21 protein-coding genes are annotated in these 15,975 nt (G+C 37.9%); 10 read left to right on the forward strand and 11 right to left on the reverse strand.

What is annotated here, in order from left to right:
* A partial coding sequence (locus AC1EU0_RS05270) for a hypothetical protein (RefSeq protein WP_480300971.1) occupies positions 1-381 on the forward strand: 381 nt, incomplete at its 5' end.
* Here the strand turns inward: AC1EU0_RS05270 and AC1EU0_RS05275 are convergent.
* The 3 genes from AC1EU0_RS05275 to AC1EU0_RS05285 all read right to left on the reverse strand — a co-directional run bounded on the left by AC1EU0_RS05275 (position 353) and on the right by AC1EU0_RS05285 (position 2,002).
* Complete coding sequence (locus AC1EU0_RS05275; protein ID WP_480300973.1) at positions 353-628, reverse strand: hypothetical protein; 276 nt, start codon at positions 626-628, stop codon at positions 353-355. The genes AC1EU0_RS05270 and AC1EU0_RS05275 overlap by 29 nt on opposite strands.
* 487 nt (positions 629-1,115) lie before the next feature.
* The gene (locus tag AC1EU0_RS05280; RefSeq protein WP_480300975.1) at positions 1,116-1,436 is read right to left on the reverse strand and encodes a hypothetical protein; all 321 of its coding nucleotides are present in this window, start codon (positions 1,434-1,436) and stop codon (positions 1,116-1,118) included.
* Between the two features lie 83 nt (positions 1,437-1,519).
* The gene (locus AC1EU0_RS05285; RefSeq protein ID WP_480300977.1) at positions 1,520-2,002 is read right to left on the reverse strand and encodes an N-acetyltransferase family protein; all 483 of its coding nucleotides are present in this window, start codon (positions 2,000-2,002) and stop codon (positions 1,520-1,522) included.
* Positions 2,003-2,203: 201 nt separating this feature from the next.
* On the opposite strand from AC1EU0_RS05285, the gene AC1EU0_RS05290 reads away from it, so the two are divergent.
* On the forward strand, positions 2,204-2,401 hold the full coding sequence (locus AC1EU0_RS05290; protein WP_480300978.1) for a hypothetical protein: 198 nt from the start codon (positions 2,204-2,206) through the stop codon (positions 2,399-2,401).
* 89 nt (positions 2,402-2,490) lie between these two features.
* Here the strand turns inward: AC1EU0_RS05290 and AC1EU0_RS05295 are convergent, their stop codons facing one another.
* From AC1EU0_RS05295 to AC1EU0_RS05320, 6 genes are all read right to left on the reverse strand, one after another.
* Positions 2,491-2,805, reverse strand: coding sequence for a hypothetical protein (locus tag AC1EU0_RS05295; protein ID WP_480300980.1), 315 nt, complete (start codon positions 2,803-2,805; stop codon positions 2,491-2,493).
* 1,638 nt (positions 2,806-4,443) lie between these two features.
* Positions 4,444-4,707, reverse strand: coding sequence for a hypothetical protein (locus AC1EU0_RS05300; protein ID WP_480300982.1), 264 nt, complete (start codon positions 4,705-4,707; stop codon positions 4,444-4,446).
* Between the two features lie 626 nt (positions 4,708-5,333).
* On the reverse strand, positions 5,334-5,966 hold the full coding sequence (locus AC1EU0_RS05305) for a relaxase/mobilization nuclease domain-containing protein (RefSeq protein ID WP_480300983.1): 633 nt from the start codon (positions 5,964-5,966) through the stop codon (positions 5,334-5,336).
* A complete protein-coding gene (locus AC1EU0_RS05310) occupies positions 5,947-6,477 on the reverse strand; it encodes a plasmid mobilization protein (protein WP_480300985.1) in 531 nt (176 codons plus the stop codon). The genes AC1EU0_RS05305 and AC1EU0_RS05310 overlap by 20 nt, the downstream gene beginning before the upstream one ends.
* A gap of 224 nt (positions 6,478-6,701) precedes the next feature.
* Positions 6,702-7,055 (reverse strand): oxidoreductase, encoded by a 354-nt coding sequence (locus tag AC1EU0_RS05315; RefSeq protein WP_480300986.1) that lies wholly within the window; start codon positions 7,053-7,055, stop codon positions 6,702-6,704.
* 20 nt (positions 7,056-7,075) lie between these two features.
* Positions 7,076-7,747, reverse strand: coding sequence for an oxidoreductase (locus tag AC1EU0_RS05320; RefSeq protein ID WP_480300987.1), 672 nt, complete (start codon positions 7,745-7,747; stop codon positions 7,076-7,078).
* A gap of 237 nt (positions 7,748-7,984) precedes the next feature.
* Between AC1EU0_RS05320 and AC1EU0_RS05325 the strand changes: the two genes are divergently transcribed.
* The 7 genes from AC1EU0_RS05325 to AC1EU0_RS05355 all read left to right on the forward strand — a co-directional run bounded on the left by AC1EU0_RS05325 (position 7,985) and on the right by AC1EU0_RS05355 (position 13,968).
* A complete protein-coding gene (locus AC1EU0_RS05325; RefSeq protein ID WP_480300989.1) occupies positions 7,985-8,710 on the forward strand; it encodes a class I SAM-dependent methyltransferase in 726 nt (241 codons plus the stop codon).
* Positions 8,697-9,194: a hypothetical protein gene (locus tag AC1EU0_RS05330; protein ID WP_480300990.1), complete on the forward strand. Its 498-nt coding sequence runs from the start codon at positions 8,697-8,699 to the stop codon at positions 9,192-9,194. The genes AC1EU0_RS05325 and AC1EU0_RS05330 overlap by 14 nt, the downstream gene beginning before the upstream one ends.
* Positions 9,125-9,874: a queuosine precursor transporter gene (locus AC1EU0_RS05335; RefSeq protein WP_480300992.1), complete on the forward strand. Its 750-nt coding sequence runs from the start codon at positions 9,125-9,127 to the stop codon at positions 9,872-9,874. Before AC1EU0_RS05330 ends, AC1EU0_RS05335 begins: the two co-directional genes overlap by 70 nt.
* A gap of 92 nt (positions 9,875-9,966) precedes the next feature.
* On the forward strand, positions 9,967-10,608 hold the full coding sequence (locus tag AC1EU0_RS05340; protein WP_480300993.1) for a hypothetical protein: 642 nt from the start codon (positions 9,967-9,969) through the stop codon (positions 10,606-10,608).
* A gap of 245 nt (positions 10,609-10,853) precedes the next feature.
* Positions 10,854-11,093 carry a hypothetical protein gene (locus tag AC1EU0_RS05345; protein WP_480300994.1) on the forward strand — a complete coding sequence of 80 codons (240 nt, stop codon included), beginning with the start codon at positions 10,854-10,856 and terminating at the stop codon, positions 11,091-11,093.
* Positions 11,094-11,102: 9 nt separating this feature from the next.
* Complete coding sequence (locus AC1EU0_RS05350) at positions 11,103-13,724, forward strand: toprim domain-containing protein (protein ID WP_480300995.1); 2,622 nt, start codon at positions 11,103-11,105, stop codon at positions 13,722-13,724.
* Positions 13,725-13,761: 37 nt separating this feature from the next.
* Positions 13,762-13,968, forward strand: coding sequence for a helix-turn-helix transcriptional regulator (locus tag AC1EU0_RS05355; protein ID WP_480301552.1), 207 nt, complete (start codon positions 13,762-13,764; stop codon positions 13,966-13,968).
* A 268-nt stretch (positions 13,969-14,236) separates the two neighbouring features.
* On the opposite strand, the gene AC1EU0_RS05360 is transcribed toward AC1EU0_RS05355, so the two are convergent.
* Together AC1EU0_RS05360 and AC1EU0_RS05365 are read right to left on the reverse strand one after the other, a co-directional pair.
* A complete protein-coding gene (locus tag AC1EU0_RS05360; RefSeq protein ID WP_480300996.1) occupies positions 14,237-14,614 on the reverse strand; it encodes a hypothetical protein in 378 nt (125 codons plus the stop codon).
* Positions 14,607-14,930 (reverse strand): monooxygenase, encoded by a 324-nt coding sequence (locus AC1EU0_RS05365; protein WP_480300998.1) that lies wholly within the window; start codon positions 14,928-14,930, stop codon positions 14,607-14,609. The genes AC1EU0_RS05360 and AC1EU0_RS05365 overlap by 8 nt, the downstream gene beginning before the upstream one ends.
* 125 nt (positions 14,931-15,055) lie before the next feature.
* On the opposite strand from AC1EU0_RS05365, the gene AC1EU0_RS05370 reads away from it, so the two are divergent.
* Complete coding sequence (locus AC1EU0_RS05370) at positions 15,056-15,961, forward strand: LysR family transcriptional regulator (protein ID WP_480301000.1); 906 nt, start codon at positions 15,056-15,058, stop codon at positions 15,959-15,961.
* Positions 15,962-15,975: the final 14 nt, after the last annotated feature.

Genomic DNA, 15,975 nt, shown 5'->3' on the forward strand with positions numbered 1-15,975 from the left:
TATGTTTTGGGCTACAATTGCCACTTTTTTGTTAATGATGACAGAAAGCCATTACATGACTCTATGCATATACCTAATAATAGAAATATTGGAAATGAGAAGTTATCCCAAGAAAAAACATTAGCTTTAGCAGGATCTATACCTGAGCTATCCAATAGTAAGAGTGCTAAAAAGACAGAAATACCGATAGTTAAAAAATTAAGGACATACTTTTTACTTTTACTCATTACAAAATCATCCATGAGTTACGATTTGAAACATAACGCCGCATTAAGCGGCAAATGGTTGTTGGCTATAATTTTGGAACGAAGTGACAAAAGCCAACAAGTATTTGTCCGTCTTGAATGCCTTGTTATGTATTTGCTTGATTTACCGATTTAGCTGCTTTTTTATAGCGAAATTGAGCAATGTACCAAGTGACAATACCAAATAGTAAACCTGCTAATGGCCACACAACATAATGAACAATTGCAGCTTTTGATGTGAAACCTTCGGCAAAAGGCCGAGTCATAAATGCCATTGCTATAAACATTGGTAAACCCCATGCAAGCAAGCCATTTATTAATACATATTTAAGCATTCCTTTATCACGAGTAGATTCCCAAGATTCCATTTCTTCTTTCGTCATATCACTTCTCGATTTCAATTTAATACATAACGCCGCATTAAGCGGCAAATGGTTGTTGGCTATAATTTTGGAGCGAAGCGAAAAAAGCCAACAAGTATTTGTCCGTCTTGAATGCCTTGTTATGCGAAGTTACTTTAAACCCAATAGGTTAGGGCACGCAATACCCTTGAATATTTTTACTGCCACGACCAAATACCGGTGACTATTTGAGCCATTTTTTGTAAGCAAACAAGCTAATGGCGAAAACGATAGCAAGATCTTACTTTGCTGGTTGACGCCTATTAGCGTAACGATGCTATTGAGGCGAAAACACAAATGAGCATTGTTAAACGCTGATTTGAACTGAAATGCTCAAATTTCCAAAATACCCAAACACGAATGAGTGGCAGCCACGCATAACGCCCGTCTTAACAGGCAAATAATTGTTGGCTAAAATTTGGAGCGCAGCGACAAAAGCCAACGAGTATTTGTCCTGTTGAAGCGCTTGTTAGTTTTGGGGTAAATCAGACCCATTTTCTAGGCTTAGTAAACAATTGCCGTTTATTGCTGATTCAACTTTTACTGAATCTGCTAGGAACGTCCTATTTTCGAATGAAATTTTAATTCTGTCTTTATCATTAACAGTGATATTCGAAAGCGAAATATCACACGATTTTAGCGTTAATTGGTCAACATAATTGGTTTCAGTAACGTAACCCGCTTGAATATTATGAACTTCAACATTTCGGGTTTGACCGGAAATAACATAATTCACAACAGCGAAAGAGCTGCAAGAGAACACTAAAGCAATTACTACTAAATATTTCATTGTCACGTCCATGTCGAGTAAAAACTAACGCCCAAATCAGGTGCGCCGTAGGCGTCACCTGGATTTTTTTGTTATGTGCGATTCTAATTTTTTGCGAAGTTTAGAAGTGATTCGCCTTCAAGACGATAGCCCACCCATTCATTTTGAGCTTTTGCTCCAATGGATTCATAGAACTTAATAGCAGGCTCATTCCAGTCCAGAACACACCATTCAAACCTTCCACAGTTGCTCTCAACTGCTATCTCAGCTAAATGCTTGAGAAGTTTCTTGCCTGCACCTGCACCACGAAAACTTGGTGAGACATATAAATCTTCAAGATATAATCCATTTCTTCCAAGCCATGTGGAGAAATTAAGAAAGTAAACTGCAAAACCTATTGGTTTATTTTCATGCGTACAAATGAGAGCTTTAGTAGTTGTATTTTCGCTAAATAGAGTATTCTCAATATCTTCTACAGTTGCTACAACTTCATGCTCGGCTTTTTCATATATGGCAAGTTCTCTAACGAATTCAAGTATTAGACTTGAATCCTCTATCGTCGCATTTCTTATATTTACTTCTGACAACTTAACTCTCCGAATTGTGGTAGCACATAACGCCCAGTTAACGGGCAAATAGTGTTTGGCTAAAATTTTGGAACGTAGTGACAAAAGCCAAACAGTATTTGTCCCTGTTGAACTGCTTGTTATACGATTAGTTAATTAGTACAACAACTTAGCAGTTTACAGCTTTTCTAGATTGTCTTTCTACCACGACAACGATGAATTTTGAATTTTGAGCCTGACTACGAAATCAGCAGAGCTAATGGAGCAAAATATCAGTTAGATCTTACTGCAACGTTGCCGACGATTAGCGGAACAAATGAACGCAAAGGCGAAAATACAGAATTACTAAATGCTGTAAAAATAACGACAGCAAACTTGCCGCAACAAATAAACCCAACCTTGCCAAGTGGTAGCGTATAACGCCTCGCTAAGAGGCAAAAAAGCGTTGGCTAAAATTTTGGAACGAAGTGACAAAAGCCAACGATTTTTTGTCCTTCTTGAGCGACTTGTTATGTTTTCTTTTCTACAGCGCTAATAGCTTGTGCTAAAAATGGTTTTATAGTTGGGATTTCTAGACTATTTAATTTGAGATTAATAACCATTGTGATTAGTGCTGAGTAGGCAATTGCTAAGCTGAAACTGAAAAATGAATAAATAGCAAACGCAGGTAAAAATACAACGCCTAATAAAAGTAGAAGTCGCTTAGCTAAATTTATTGGTCGTTCTTTTCGGGATAGTTTCACTGCAGCATTTATAATTTTATTTTTCATTTCTGCAGAATATCCTTCGAGCTCAGGTGCATCATATAACTCAAAATAAAACATTATTCCTCCGTGAAAACATAACGCCCAATTAACGGGCAAATAGTGTTTGGCTAAAATTTTGGAGCGCAGCGACAAAAGCCAAACAGTATTTGTCCCTGTTGAATTGCTTGTTATGTTTAGCTTTTTGATTGTATTTGAACTGTTAGAGCAGACATTGCAGCTATGTAATGTGTAAAAAACAAACCAAAAGCAAATAAATTTATGATAAATACCAGTAAGCTTGGAGTTTGAAGAAAAATAAAAATAATACCTAACGCCACCGAAGTACTAATAGGTGAACAGTTTCGCGAGTTTATGAATTTTAGGGATTTTTGTTTTATAGGTTCAAACTGCGTAAGAACTGGTGCGAGAAGAAGTAAAATTAAAAAAATCTCAAACTTCGCTTCGAAGAAAAATTCCATCAGATACCTTTATCATTCTGCGCTAAACATAACGCCGCATTAACGGGCGCAAAACGTTGGCTTATAATTTGCGACGAAGGAGCAAAAGCCAACGATTTTGCGTCCTGTTGAATGCCTTGTTATACGTACCGCTGACTATTTTCTTGAGATTAGCGGCACAAAATTAACTACTAAATACAAAGAAAAAGCTAATGTAAGAGGCATTAAGCTAATAAATAACCCACTGCTTATGTAGGGAATCATAAATGTGAGCAAAGGAGTAGGCAACATGCTAAACGAAATACCAACAAAGGGAACTGTGAGTTCTGCTTTGCAGGAAGCACACTTTCGAGTTGCAATTGGTGCGAGATTTAGCTTGTTCCAACTAGACATAGCCTTTTGATTACAGTTCGGACAAGTCAATTTACTCATAACATTCCTTGTACGTATAACGCCGCATTAACAGGCGCAAAACGTTGGCTTATAATTTGCGACGCAGGAGCAAAAGCCAACGATTTTGCGTCCTGTTGAATGCCTTGTTATGCGAAGTTACTTTAAACCCAATAGGTTAGGGCACGCATTACCCTTGAATATTTTTACTGCCACGACCAAATGCCAGTTGCTATTTGAGCCATTTTTGTAAGCAAGCAAGCTAATGGCGCAATTGGTAGCAAGATTTTATTTTACTGGTTGTCGCCTATTAGCGTAACGATGCTACTGAGGCGAAAACACAAATGAGCTTAGGCAAACGCTGATTTAAACTGAAATGCTTAAATTTCCCAAACAACCAAACACGAATGAGTGGCAGCCACGCATAACGCCCGTCTTAACAGGCAAATATTTGTTGGCTAAAATATGGAGCGCAGCGACAAAAGCCAACGAGTATTTGTCCTGTTGAAGCGCTTGTTAGGCGCACCAATTACGTTTTGATATTACAGACGTTTTGGAGTGTGCCCAACTTTGTTTTTTGTAAAACAGCCATTGATTTTGGTAATTACTGAAACTTATAAAACGACCAGAAACAACATTGATAAATGCAATTTTGTGGTTGATCTACAGCAACAGAATTTAAGCTGAATTTCCATTGCTACCGCAGTTGAACCTTGCATGGTACAACATTAAAACCAATGAAATTTTTACCACGCATAACGCCGCATTAACGGGCGGAAAATTGTTGGCTATAATTTGCGACGCAGGAGCAAAGCCAACGATTTTGTGTCCTGTTGAATGCCTTGTTAAATTGCGATTGATAGTTGCCCTAGATTACGCCTAGAACTAAGCCAACAACAAAAATTACCCAAAATGTAGCAGTTTCCCTGAAACGGTCGAGTAACCAAAAATATATAAAAGCTAAACCGCCGGAAATAGCTGTACCAATAATTACGGGAATAATCCCCGCGCCAGCTAATAATGAAAAAATAAAAACAACCGCTGCATATATACCAGCGCAAAGACCGGGACGTTCAGTTTTTAAGAGTAATTGTATTAGCCCAATTAAGAGCAAAATTTTTACAGCGATCATTAAACTTTCCCTAGCAATTTAACGCCGCATTAAGCGGCAAATGGTTGTTGGCTATAATTTTGGAACGAAGTGACAAAAGCCAACAAGTATTTGTCCGTCTTGAATGCCTTGTTATGCGAAGTTACTTTAAACCTAGTAGGTTAGGGCACGCAATACCCTTGAATATTTTTTACTGCCACGACCAATTGCAAGTGACTATTTGAGCCATTTTTTGTAAGCAAACAAGCTAATGGCGTAATGAATAGTAAGATCTTACTTTGCTGGTTGACGCCTATTAGCGTAACGATGCAATTAAGGCGAAAACACAAATGAACTTTGGCAAACGCTGAATTAAGCTGAAATGCTTAAATTTCCAAATAATCCAAACCAGAATGAGTGGCAGCTACGCATAACAGCTTATTAGACGGAAAAAATCCTCTTTTCTACGGACACTCTACCGCCTGTTAAAATTTTAACATTTCCCTAATTTATCTTTGAACCCTTATTAAATCAACCTTTAAATATTCAGTGGTTAGTGAATTTTCGGGGAAACAAGGAAAAATTCCTTTTTTCCTCGAGAAAAGAGGAATTTTTTGGAGCTGTATATTTACACAGTGGTTTTTTTGTTTTGTGTAATTTTATTTTTGTTACTCAATTTCTATCTGTGGAAGATGTTTGTGTTTAATAAGTTTTAGCCTTTTCAAACTCGGCGTAGCTTCAGCTACTATACCTTGCCTTTCCATCTCCATCGCAAACCTCTCACGCCAAATCTGCGGCAAGCCTTTACGAACATGCAGTCGCTTACCATCGAATCCAAGGTTCTTAACCGTTAGGTGAACGTGTGGGCTGTCGGTATCAGTGTGCAGCGCCATAACGTATTGATGATTGTGGGCGAAGGTCTTTTTAGCGAACTCTCTTACGGCTTTTTTCACTGCTATTGGTTCCGTTCCATCGGGCATGGATAGTACGATGTGGGTGCTGTGACGGGCGTTCTTTTTGCTGCTATTGGTATCGGATCCCCATTCTTTGGCGAGTTGCTGTAGGGCAGAGGTGTTTTGGTAACTGTTACTTTGCTCGTCTTCTACTTCAAGTTTTCCGTTACGGCTAATGTAATCAAAATGGGCTTGTATGTGGTCGACACTTTTACAATGGCCGCTGATTTTGACCATGACTTCTGGTGCTCGTCGTGTAAAACGTTTTGAAGATTTGATGCGGTTGGCTTTGTGCCAAACGTCATTATTGAGTAAACCTGATATTCGGTCATTCAGTAGTTGGCTCATGACCAGTGCTCCAACGAGTTCGGTTCTTGTCGAGTAATTTGTATACCTTATCTTTGTGCTTCTCAATTCTGTGACTGAGCATTTCAATCATTTCTTTAGTTATTTTGTCGCTTTCTCTAAATTCGATATTTAGCACTTTGGCTATTTGATTAAGGTTCCTACCTATGGCCGATAATTGGCGGTTGGATTCCCGTAATACTTGCATTTCCTCTACTGACAAAACAGGTGAACGGTGCAGGTGAGCGAGTACCGTAGACGTTACCCAATTGGTTTGTGAAAAGTAGCCTTCTTCTTTGGCGAGCATTGATAGTTTTTTGTGATTTTGGCTATCCAGTCTTATGGTCACTTTATTGGTTCTGCTCTCTTTGAAGTTATCGGTATTGGCAGCAAGAGGAGAGGCTTTATTGATGAGCATACGAAGCATTTGGGCTTCGCTCATTGAGTGAGAGCGACAATATTCTTGCCAATGGGATTTTTCATCCGGCTCTAAATGTACTTCTGTTTTTGGCATAAACTTCAACCCTCAGACACTCATGGATTTAATTTATCGCTATGAATAAAAAATGTACAGGGTAAGGAAGGCGTTTTTTTAGATAAATAAGGCTGAAAATGGTGTTGCATGCAAATGCCAGCAACTTTGCATGTATACGCCAGCAGGTTTGCATGCAAATGCCATCATTTTGCGAATCCTGCATTAGTTATTAAACATCCAAGTTATCGATAATGTGCAATTCACTAATCCAGTGTTTTGAGCATATCAGGATGGTAAGAACGCCAAGAACATTGGCCTTTTATCAGGGCAATGAGATTAGAGTTAGCAATAAAAGGTCGACCAAAAGCAATGAGGTTGTTTGGGTTCTGTTTAATAAAGTCTTTGGCTGTTTGATAGCTATAGCCACCAGAAGCAATGACGTTTTTCGAGTAATGGCTTCTGATAAAATCGGTCATCGTCATATTATCTAATTCTTCAAATTTAATAGAATCATCAAAATTCCCGGTATGCACATAGCAGATTGGCATTTTCTCAAATTGCTTCAGCAAATAACTAAAAACTAATTTATCATTTTGATTTGGTGTGATATCAGCCATGTGTCCAGCAGGTGAAAGCCTTAAACCACTCTTCCAAAACCAATACGTTGCGCACAAGCTTGTACTATTTCCAAACAAAATCGTGACATATTCTCAGGAGTTGATCCGTATTGATCTGTTCTATGATTGGTGCAGTAATGATTGAATTGATCGATCAGATAGCCATTAGCGCCATGAATTTCAACACCATCAAACCCGGCATGAATTGCATTTTCCGCAGCAACGGCATAATCACTAACTAAGGCTTTTATTTCATCAGCGGTTGCCGATCTTGATGTGCTAGGCTCTAGTCCGCTATTTCCAAGAGGTGTATTCATAACGGTTTTGGATGCAGAGATTGGCTCTCGCCCTTGATGATAGCTCGTATGAGATACACGCCCACAGTGCCAAAGCTGTAAAAATATTTTCCCTTGTTTTTCATGTACTGCATTGACGACTTTTGACCAAGCCGCTATTTGAGATGAAGAGTATATTCCGGGTATATTACCGTAGTCTATAGCATCTTCAGAAATAAGAGTACCTTCAGTAATAATTAGCCCTGCATCACTTCGTTTTGCATAATAATCAATGGATTCTTTGCTAGGACAGCCGCTCTTATCAGCAAAACGCCTAGTCATCGGTGCCATTACGATTTTGTTCTTTATTTTTATTTCGTTTGAAAGCTGTAGCGGGGTCAGCAGAGGCTCATTCATTTGATTCATACCTTAGTTTATTATGGGTTATGGCGTTAATGTCAGGTAATGATGGCTTTCTATTTTTCAAAGTATGTTCTCACTATTCATCAAATAGAAAAGTCCAGCATATCAAGAGGGTATAAAATACATTCAATTTCTTAATGTGACCTGAATTCAACGTTAGTTTCTTTTGTAAAAATAAAGCTCATTATCTTATTGTTGTTTCAAATATAGAAATAATAATAAGGTGATGATATGAAAGAAGAAACAATGCTCTTTGTTCCTACGCTCAATAAACAAGGTTACGCCGCAACTCAGCTAGATCCATTTTCCCAAAAATTTACAGAATATGTGGATGGTGAATGCTTAGAAATAGGCTCTGCATTCGGGTTTACTGCACTCAAAGCATTAGCCAATGGTATTTCGTTAACCGCCAATGATCTGGACGCTCAGCACCTTGAGCATCTTTCCAATGAGGCACAAAAGCTGGGCTTTAAAAGTCTAAAAACCATTGTTGCAGAATTTCCTACCGAACTGCAATTCAACCCAAAATCGTTTCGAAAGGTGTTGATCAGTCGTGTACTGCATTTTTTTACAGGTGAACAAATCAAGTCAGCTTTAGAACAAGTTTTCAATTGGTTGGAAGAGGGAGGTGAGCTGTTTGTGGTTTGTGAAACAACCTTTCTAACCAATTGGAAGCGCTTTATCCCTGAATACTACAAGCGTGCTGATGCAGGGCATCCATTTCCCGGTGAAATCGATAACCCAAAGCATTGGGAAAATACTTGGTCAGATAACTTACCTGATTTTGTGCATTGGCTTGATATTGAACCACTAAAACGACTTTTCAAAGAGGTGGGTTTTGAGGTTGTGCATGTTGATTACATTGATCGCTGTGGGCAATTTCCCGACAGCTTATTAATGGACGGCAGAGAGAGTGTTGGGATCATTGGAAGGAGGCCGAAAAATGAAAAAGGGTAATCGTTTTATTGAATACTTTAAAGAAGCCTTCAAAGACCTAAAAAAAGAGAGTCGTTATAGCTATCGCCTTATTGAAGTGGTTGAAAAAGGTGGTATCAAATACGCCCACATTGGCTTGAGACAATCCTACATGACTTACAAGCAGCCCGTTCATGAAGCTGTTTGGGATGAAAAACTTATCGAGGGACTGTCACCACAAGACAACCGTATTTTATCCATGTTTTCGATGTTTTGCTGTATGCAACCTAGTCATGAGTATCACGGTTGTGATTATCCCCGTAAAGGTGATTTTATGCTGGTACTGCGAAACATTGAAACGGGTGAACTCGTTCGAAAATCCTATAAAGAAATTGAAAAGAATGTGGATCTAATACGCAAAATTTCAAGCGATGATGCTTATGAGGTAGGAAAAATATGTGGCAGTCACGAACAATGCAAGAAACACCAAAAATCGAAAGAAAAGCAGGACAAGAGTTTTCACTAGTCATACCGCAATACCAGTGCAGTAAACTTTCGTTATTGCTTGCGACATATGTGATGCTACTTTGCTCGACGGTTTGCTTTGCTAACAACTTCAACAATGTTTATGGAATGACGCTTCCGGGGGGGATTTATGTGTTTCCTATTTCATTCATCATTTGTGACATTGTTGGAGAAGTTTACGGCTATAGTGCCGCAAGACTGTTTATTTGGATTGGGATCATAATGGAGTTGTGTTTTGCTGGGATATCTGAGCTTCTAATACTGATCCCAAACGCTGAATTTTTCCATCATGGCAGTGCTTATCAAACGGTATTTAGTCCAACAATACGTTATGTATTGTCAGGTGTAGCAGGCTTTTTTAGTGGCGAGTTTATAAATGTCTACATCTTGTCTAAATGGAAGGTGAAAACAGAAGGACGTTACTATCCTATTCGCAGTATTTGCACGACAGGAATTGGTCAAGCACTACTGAGTATCGTCGTTGATACATTAGCATTCTATGGAAAAATGAGTCATACCCAATTAGCGAAAATGATGCTTTCAGGTTGGATGATCAAGATGGGATACACTTTAGTATTTGTATTACCAGCATTTCTGATTGTTCGGCATTTGAAGCTTCATGACAAAATTGATGTGTATGATACAAAAACAAACTTTAATCCGTTTAGGTTTAAGAAATAAAGTGAAACAGGTTAAGATAGCGCCACTAAACCGTTTCGAAGTACATCATCTTATTGATGTAAAAATAGTATCCATAAGCTAGGAGAGGGACGTTGACACATCATTTGTTTGCTGAACGTGCTGTAGCTATCTCTAATCAATTACGACCAGAAGAAACAAATAAAACGATTAATGTTGCCGAGGTCAGCGGTGAGAAAGTCTCAACAGTAAGGAATTGGCTCTTTAACAAAAAAGCGCCTCCCAAAGCTAAAAAGCTATGCATTGCTGATCGTTTTGGTGTCGATGCAGATTATCTATACGAAGGACAAAATTTCAGTCAGCCTCTTACTCAGTATGATGAGAATCTTAATTGTTATCTCATTCCCAAGTTAGGGTTAGATCAGCTGCATGGTTTATTTAGAAGGGAACCATTACCAGTCTATGATCGCATCGTAACCAGCATGAGTAACGAATTAGTCAAAGAGCTTGGTAATATTCAACAGAGTTACTGTGTTGTTTCTAGTAAACTAAAATTTGAACCATTTATTTCTGCAAAAGATACCATTGTATTTAATATTGCTACATCAGTGCCGTCAGGGACTTTTTGTATTTTACTTGGCGAGCAAATAAAAATTTTGATGTACCAGTCTAGTGGTGAGTTTATTGACGAAAAAGGCATGGTGGTGATCCATTCGAGTGATAGACTTTTGCCCATTATCATGACGATGTCTTCTAAGAATGCTCCAATCTGTTAAACATAGTCTTGTAGAGCTATTCTGTTCAATTCAGCCTTATTTTTCCCTCTATTCTTAATATCAACTGACAAGTTTTGATGTTTATTTTCTTTATATTTCAACAGTTAACCTGTTTTTATCCCTGAATATCGACGAATCTTAAAAAAATAATTGAACATCTTTTGAGCCATTGTGGTATCAATATGAGCCAGCTTTAGTTTCTATTTTTTAAATGAAAATTAGAGAGGTTAGAGATGAGTACTCCTATGCCGTTTACATTTAAAAAGCTACAAGGTATTTCCGAAGGTAAAAGAACACTTGAACCCTCGGTATCACAAATCTGGTATAGCCGCGCTGAGCTTTGTCGTTATTTAGGGATTAGCCTAAGCACACTCAAGCGTTGGCAGCAGCATCAAGAGTTTCCCCTTCTAGAGTTTAAAAATATATGCAATGGACGCTACGACATTCGAAAGATTGAGCAGTTCTTAATCGACCGTTATAAGTAAGGTGATCCTATGCAGCAAAATATTTGTGATGAAGTATTAAGAAGAGTAACAAGCGAATTTGATTTCAAAAATGAAAGCTCTGATTTTTTACAGCAGGGAGTTTGCCCTAATTGTGGCAAGCGAGAGCTTTACACCCATAAGTATCAGCCTTGGGTTCTACGATGTGGGCGCTTGAATAAATGCGGTCATAAACTTTATACCAAAGAATTGTACAGTGATCTTTTTGTTGGTTTTGACAACAAATATACAGAGGAAAACTCAAACAATCCTAATTTTGCGGCAGATAGTTATTTAGCCAATTGCAGAGGCTTGGATATTTCAATCATCAGTGGTTGGTATCAACAGAGCTGTTACAAAGATCTAACTACAAACCATAAAACGGAAACGGTTAAATTTCCCCTTGCTAACGGCTCTTTCTGGGAGCGATTTATTGATAGCTCAGAAAAGTTTGGTTCAATGAAAGCCCGTTTCTTGGGGAAATACAAAGGCTATTGGTGGCAACCACTTAACTTCAATCATGAGCTTTTAAAGGAAACAGACGAACTGTGGATCACAGAGGGCATTATTGATGCGCTTTCTTTGCTGGAAGTTGGCGTTACAGCGGTAAGCGTGATGAGTTGCAATAACTTTCCCGGTCAAATGCTGAATGATCTGATGAAAAAACTTAATGGCGAAACTTTACCTACATTGGTGTTTGCCTTTGATGTGGGGAAGGCTGGTGAAAGTAATGCTATAAAGTTTGTTAAACGGGCAAAGGAGTTAGGCTGGCCTTCAACAGCTGCACTGCCAACAGATGGTAAAGAAAAATTAGACTGGAATGATTTACTACGCCGAAACCAGCTAACACCAAAAAAAATCGAATATGCTAAGTATTTTGGCAATTTACTATTAGCTTCTAGTCCAAAAACTAAGGGGTTAATGATCCATCAACAAACAAAAAAGGCCGAGTTTCCATTTGAGTATAAGAGTTTCATGTACTGGTTTAAGTTTGACTCGAATAAATATGATGAAACAGATGGGGCTGACTCCTTGAATGATGCATCGAATATTCAACTTCTATGTCGTTGTCACCCACATGCTTTGTACTTCCAAGAAAATAGTGCCAACGATGAAAGCTGGTATTACTTTCAAATCGATTTCCCTTACGGATTGAGCGTAAAAAAGACGTTTACGGGATCTCAAATCAGTTCAGTCAGTGAGTTTAAAAAACGGCTTGCCAGCATCGCATCAGGCGCAATTTTCAGGGGAAACTCATATCAATTAGACTCATGGCTAGAAGAGCACTTATACAAGATAAAGCGTGTTGAAGTGTTGGATTACATTGGTTATTACCGTGATTACGACTGCTATTTGTTTTCAAATATTTTGATCAAATCAGGGAAGTTATTTCATATTAACGACCAAGACTACTTTGAACTGCGAGAGCTTGGGATTAAAAGCTCAAATCCTATAACTATTAATCCAAACCCTAAATTATATGACTATCGCCCAGAGTTTTTCAACGAGTTATGGAAGGCATATGCTGAGAAAGGTGTCATCGTTCTCGCATTCTGGCTGGGAAGTTTTTTTGCTGAGCAATGTAGGCAATTTATTGGTGGTTATCCTTTTTTGGAATTAGTAGGTGAGCCGGGTACAGGTAAGTCTACATTACTGGAATTGATGTGGAAGCTTACGGGCAGAGAGCATCATGAAGGTTTTGATCCGGTAAAAGCCAGTAAAGCTGGGCTTTATCGTAATCTTGCTCAAGTATCTAATTTGCCAGTGGTGTTGATTGAAGCTGATAGAGGAGAGATTTCATCTTTTCAGAACGATGGCTTCAATTGGGATCAATTTAAAACCGCTTATAATGGCCGTGCAGTAAGAAGTGTTGGTAATAAAAATCATCAAAATGATACCAAGGAACCCTTATTCAAAGGGGCGTTGGTATTCAGTCAAAATAATCAAATATCAGCCTCACCAGCAACTTTAGAAAGGTTGATTCATGTGTTTACAGATAAAAGTGGCCATAGCAAGTTAAGTAAACAAGCAACAGACGAATTATCAAGTTGGTCTATTGATGAACTATCGGGGTTTATCGTTAAGGCTCTGACCAATGAGAAAAAAATCGTCGCTTTAATCAAAGATCAGCAACTTCATCATGAAAAATTTGTTCGTCAAGGTTCTCCTGTTAGCAATAATCGCATCATCTTAAATCATGCCTTGCTCTGCTCCTTAGTCGATGCATTAGCGCTTGTGGTGCCAATAAGCGATGAACAAATTACGTCTACCAAGAATATGTTGGGAGTGTTTGCTTTTGAAAGAGAACAAAGCTGTGGCGCAGATCATCCCTTGGTTCAAGAGTTTTGGGATGTTTATGATTTTTTAGAAGGGGACAATAAAAGGGTGGTCAATCATTCGTTGGACAGCAAACTTATTGCTATTAACTTACCACAATTTGTTGAAGAGGCGATTTCTCGTAAGCAGCGATTGCCCTCAATATCAGATTTAAAAAAACTACTTAAAACAGGCAAAAAACACAAATATATAGAGCACAGTAAAACAGTAAAAAGCGCAGTGAACCAGAGAGTCAATCGTGACTTTCCCAGTCATAAGCTTGCAAGCACAATTCGTTGTTGGGTCTTTGAACGCTGATGATACATAGCAGAGGTGAATGATGTCTCATAAATTAATGAAGTTACGAGAAGTCATCGAAATGACGGGGTTCTCTAGAAGTTCAATTTATAACTTGATGAACGCAGGAGATTTTCCTCCAAATATTAAACTGGGAGGGCAGGCTGTGGCATGGCTTGAACAAGATATCATAGATTGGATTGAGTCTAGGACAAAATATCACCCGAAACCTGTCGTGACATTGATTCCTGCTTCCGGGAGCTAGGGTGCCTTTGCATCATAATAAATGATAATGTAACCAAGTTACATACAGGTGGCACACTTGGTTACTTCAATAAGCTGTCAATTTATGAAGGTTACATTGGTTACCAGATAGGGTGACATTGTCTTCTGATATGTTTGTAACGGTTTATATTTATTTGGATAACAAGCTTTTGCCCCAAAACGATTTTAATCTAAGTTGTTTAAGTGAAGCATTTTGCTTTGTGTTTTAATTACGAGGCAAACTCATAAGTTTGCCCCTATTTGACTTTTTAACGATTAGATTTAGTTAATTGAACATAACTTAATACAGTTAATAGAGTAAAAAATGCTGGATCACTCCAACCAAATCCAACAAATATTCCTGTCAAACCTGCATATGTAGTAATGATGACTCCAAGTAAGTTCGTAGTGAGTATCGCTTTGAGCAATTGATTAATGCTGTTTTTATCTTTTACATTTCTAAAAAATAAACTGACAACACCGATTCCACCTAAAAAAATACTCGTATGCTGTGATAAAAAAAGTGCATATTTATCATTGATTTCTACACCGTACACAGGCCACATTAATGTTGGAAGAAAAAACAATGCAAGTGCAAATACAATGTAAATAGCACCATGAATATTTAAAAATGTTTTGTTATTCATAGCGTATACCTTCTTTTTGAACAGGACCGTTGTTTATTGTCGTTAGAGGTAAATTAATATCAAATATGATTCCTCTGACTCCTTGAACGCCCATACTTTTTAGCCGATTTGAATGCATTTCTAAATAATTCTGTGCGTCCTCTTCATTTTCAAATAGGTAAATTCCTCCTCCAATTTTATTGGATTCATTTTCAGTCCAGATTTTCCAAATCAAGCCCTTCTCTCTATTAATGGATTCGGCCAAATTAATAAGAGATTTTGATATCTCTTCGCCCATTTTTCCTTGAAATTTAAAATCAACTTGTAATAGCTTCATTGTGTTTCTCCAAAGGTGATGCGTTGTGCATTTTGTTTTCTCTTGAGATAATTATTCACAATAAGTAATGCACATTAAAGTTCATAATTTTACGCTTTTATGTTGAAAAAACTGACAGGTTGGATATGAGATTAAAAAGCACACTGGAACAATGGATTACGTTGCAAGAAGTAGATAAAGCTGGAAGTATCCAAGCTGCTGCATTGTTGCTAAATAAAAGCCATACAACCTTAATCTACTCAATAAAAAAACTAGAATCACAGTTGAACGTTAAGTTAGTTGTAGTGCAAGGTCGAAGGGCTGTACTGACGGCTCATGCTAAATCTCTACTTCGAAGAGCCAGCAGTATGCTCGAACAAGCTAAAGACTTGGAGCAGGTAAGCTGGCAACTTTCCCAAGGTGTTGAATCTGAAATTGTTATCTCAATAGATCACCTTTGCGAACCTACTTTGCTCTATCAACCAATGAAAGAGTTTTTAACTGTAAACTCAACAACGTCGATTCAAGTTATCGAAACCTCTCTTTCAGAAACTTCTGATATGGTTACAAGTGAAAAAGCTGATATTGCAATAATAACGTTGCCAATAACAAACTATCCAGCGCAAATATTTTCTACAACCAATATGATACCTATCGTTTCTATTGATCACCCACTTGCAAAATTAGAGAGTGTTTGCAATTCAGATTTAATTAATTATTGCCAAATAGTAATAAGAGATTTGGGAGGAAAACCAGCTAATAAAAATAAGAAAGACGTAGGCTGGTTAAAAGCTAATCAGCGTATTACAGTTGATAACTTTGATCATGCGATGAGAGCCGTTGAAAACGGGCTTGGTTTTTGTCGTTTACCTAACCATATGTTAAGAGAAAGAACCAATCAAAAATTAAAAATAATTCAAATTGAGAATAGTGAAAAGTATCAAGTACCTCTGCATATTACGTTACCTAAAGGAAGTAAAACAGGAAGCGCTGCGCTCGATTTTTTTGAAATATTAATAATGGACTCAAAAAAGCGTTTGAAGGGAAAGTAGAAGAATGACTTCCA

The sequence above is a fragment of the Parashewanella sp. 2210YD4-3 genome (assembly GCF_056591735.1).

Coding starts and splice junctions, on each gene's coding strand:
- AC1EU0_RS05350 (WP_480300995.1), top strand. CDS start 11,103: ATGCAGCAAAATATTTGTGATGAAGTATTAAGAAGAGTAACAAGCGAA.
- AC1EU0_RS05295 (WP_480300980.1), bottom strand. CDS start 2,805: ATGTTTTATTTTGAGTTATATGATGCACCTGAGCTCGAAGGATATTCT.
- AC1EU0_RS05345 (WP_480300994.1), top strand. CDS start 10,854: ATGCCGTTTACATTTAAAAAGCTACAAGGTATTTCCGAAGGTAAAAGA.
- AC1EU0_RS05280 (WP_480300975.1), bottom strand. CDS start 1,436: ATGAAATATTTAGTAGTAATTGCTTTAGTGTTCTCTTGCAGCTCTTTC.
- AC1EU0_RS05335 (WP_480300992.1), top strand. CDS start 9,125: ATGTGGCAGTCACGAACAATGCAAGAAACACCAAAAATCGAAAGAAAA.
- AC1EU0_RS05365 (WP_480300998.1), bottom strand. CDS start 14,930: ATGAAGCTATTACAAGTTGATTTTAAATTTCAAGGAAAAATGGGCGAA.
- AC1EU0_RS05310 (WP_480300985.1), bottom strand. CDS start 6,477: ATGCCAAAAACAGAAGTACATTTAGAGCCGGATGAAAAATCCCATTGG.
- AC1EU0_RS05300 (WP_480300982.1), bottom strand. CDS start 4,707: ATGATCGCTGTAAAAATTTTGCTCTTAATTGGGCTAATACAATTACTC.
- AC1EU0_RS05320 (WP_480300987.1), bottom strand. CDS start 7,747: ATGAATGAGCCTCTGCTGACCCCGCTACAGCTTTCAAACGAAATAAAA.
- AC1EU0_RS05355 (WP_480301552.1), top strand. CDS start 13,762: ATGAAGTTACGAGAAGTCATCGAAATGACGGGGTTCTCTAGAAGTTCA.
- AC1EU0_RS05370 (WP_480301000.1), top strand. CDS start 15,056: ATGAGATTAAAAAGCACACTGGAACAATGGATTACGTTGCAAGAAGTA.
- AC1EU0_RS05305 (WP_480300983.1), bottom strand. CDS start 5,966: ATGAGCCAACTACTGAATGACCGAATATCAGGTTTACTCAATAATGAC.
- AC1EU0_RS05315 (WP_480300986.1), bottom strand. CDS start 7,055: ATGGCTGATATCACACCAAATCAAAATGATAAATTAGTTTTTAGTTAT.
- AC1EU0_RS05330 (WP_480300990.1), top strand. CDS start 8,697: ATGAAAAAGGGTAATCGTTTTATTGAATACTTTAAAGAAGCCTTCAAA.
- AC1EU0_RS05325 (WP_480300989.1), top strand. CDS start 7,985: ATGAAAGAAGAAACAATGCTCTTTGTTCCTACGCTCAATAAACAAGGT.
- AC1EU0_RS05275 (WP_480300973.1), bottom strand. CDS start 628: ATGACGAAAGAAGAAATGGAATCTTGGGAATCTACTCGTGATAAAGGA.
- AC1EU0_RS05360 (WP_480300996.1), bottom strand. CDS start 14,614: ATGAATAACAAAACATTTTTAAATATTCATGGTGCTATTTACATTGTA.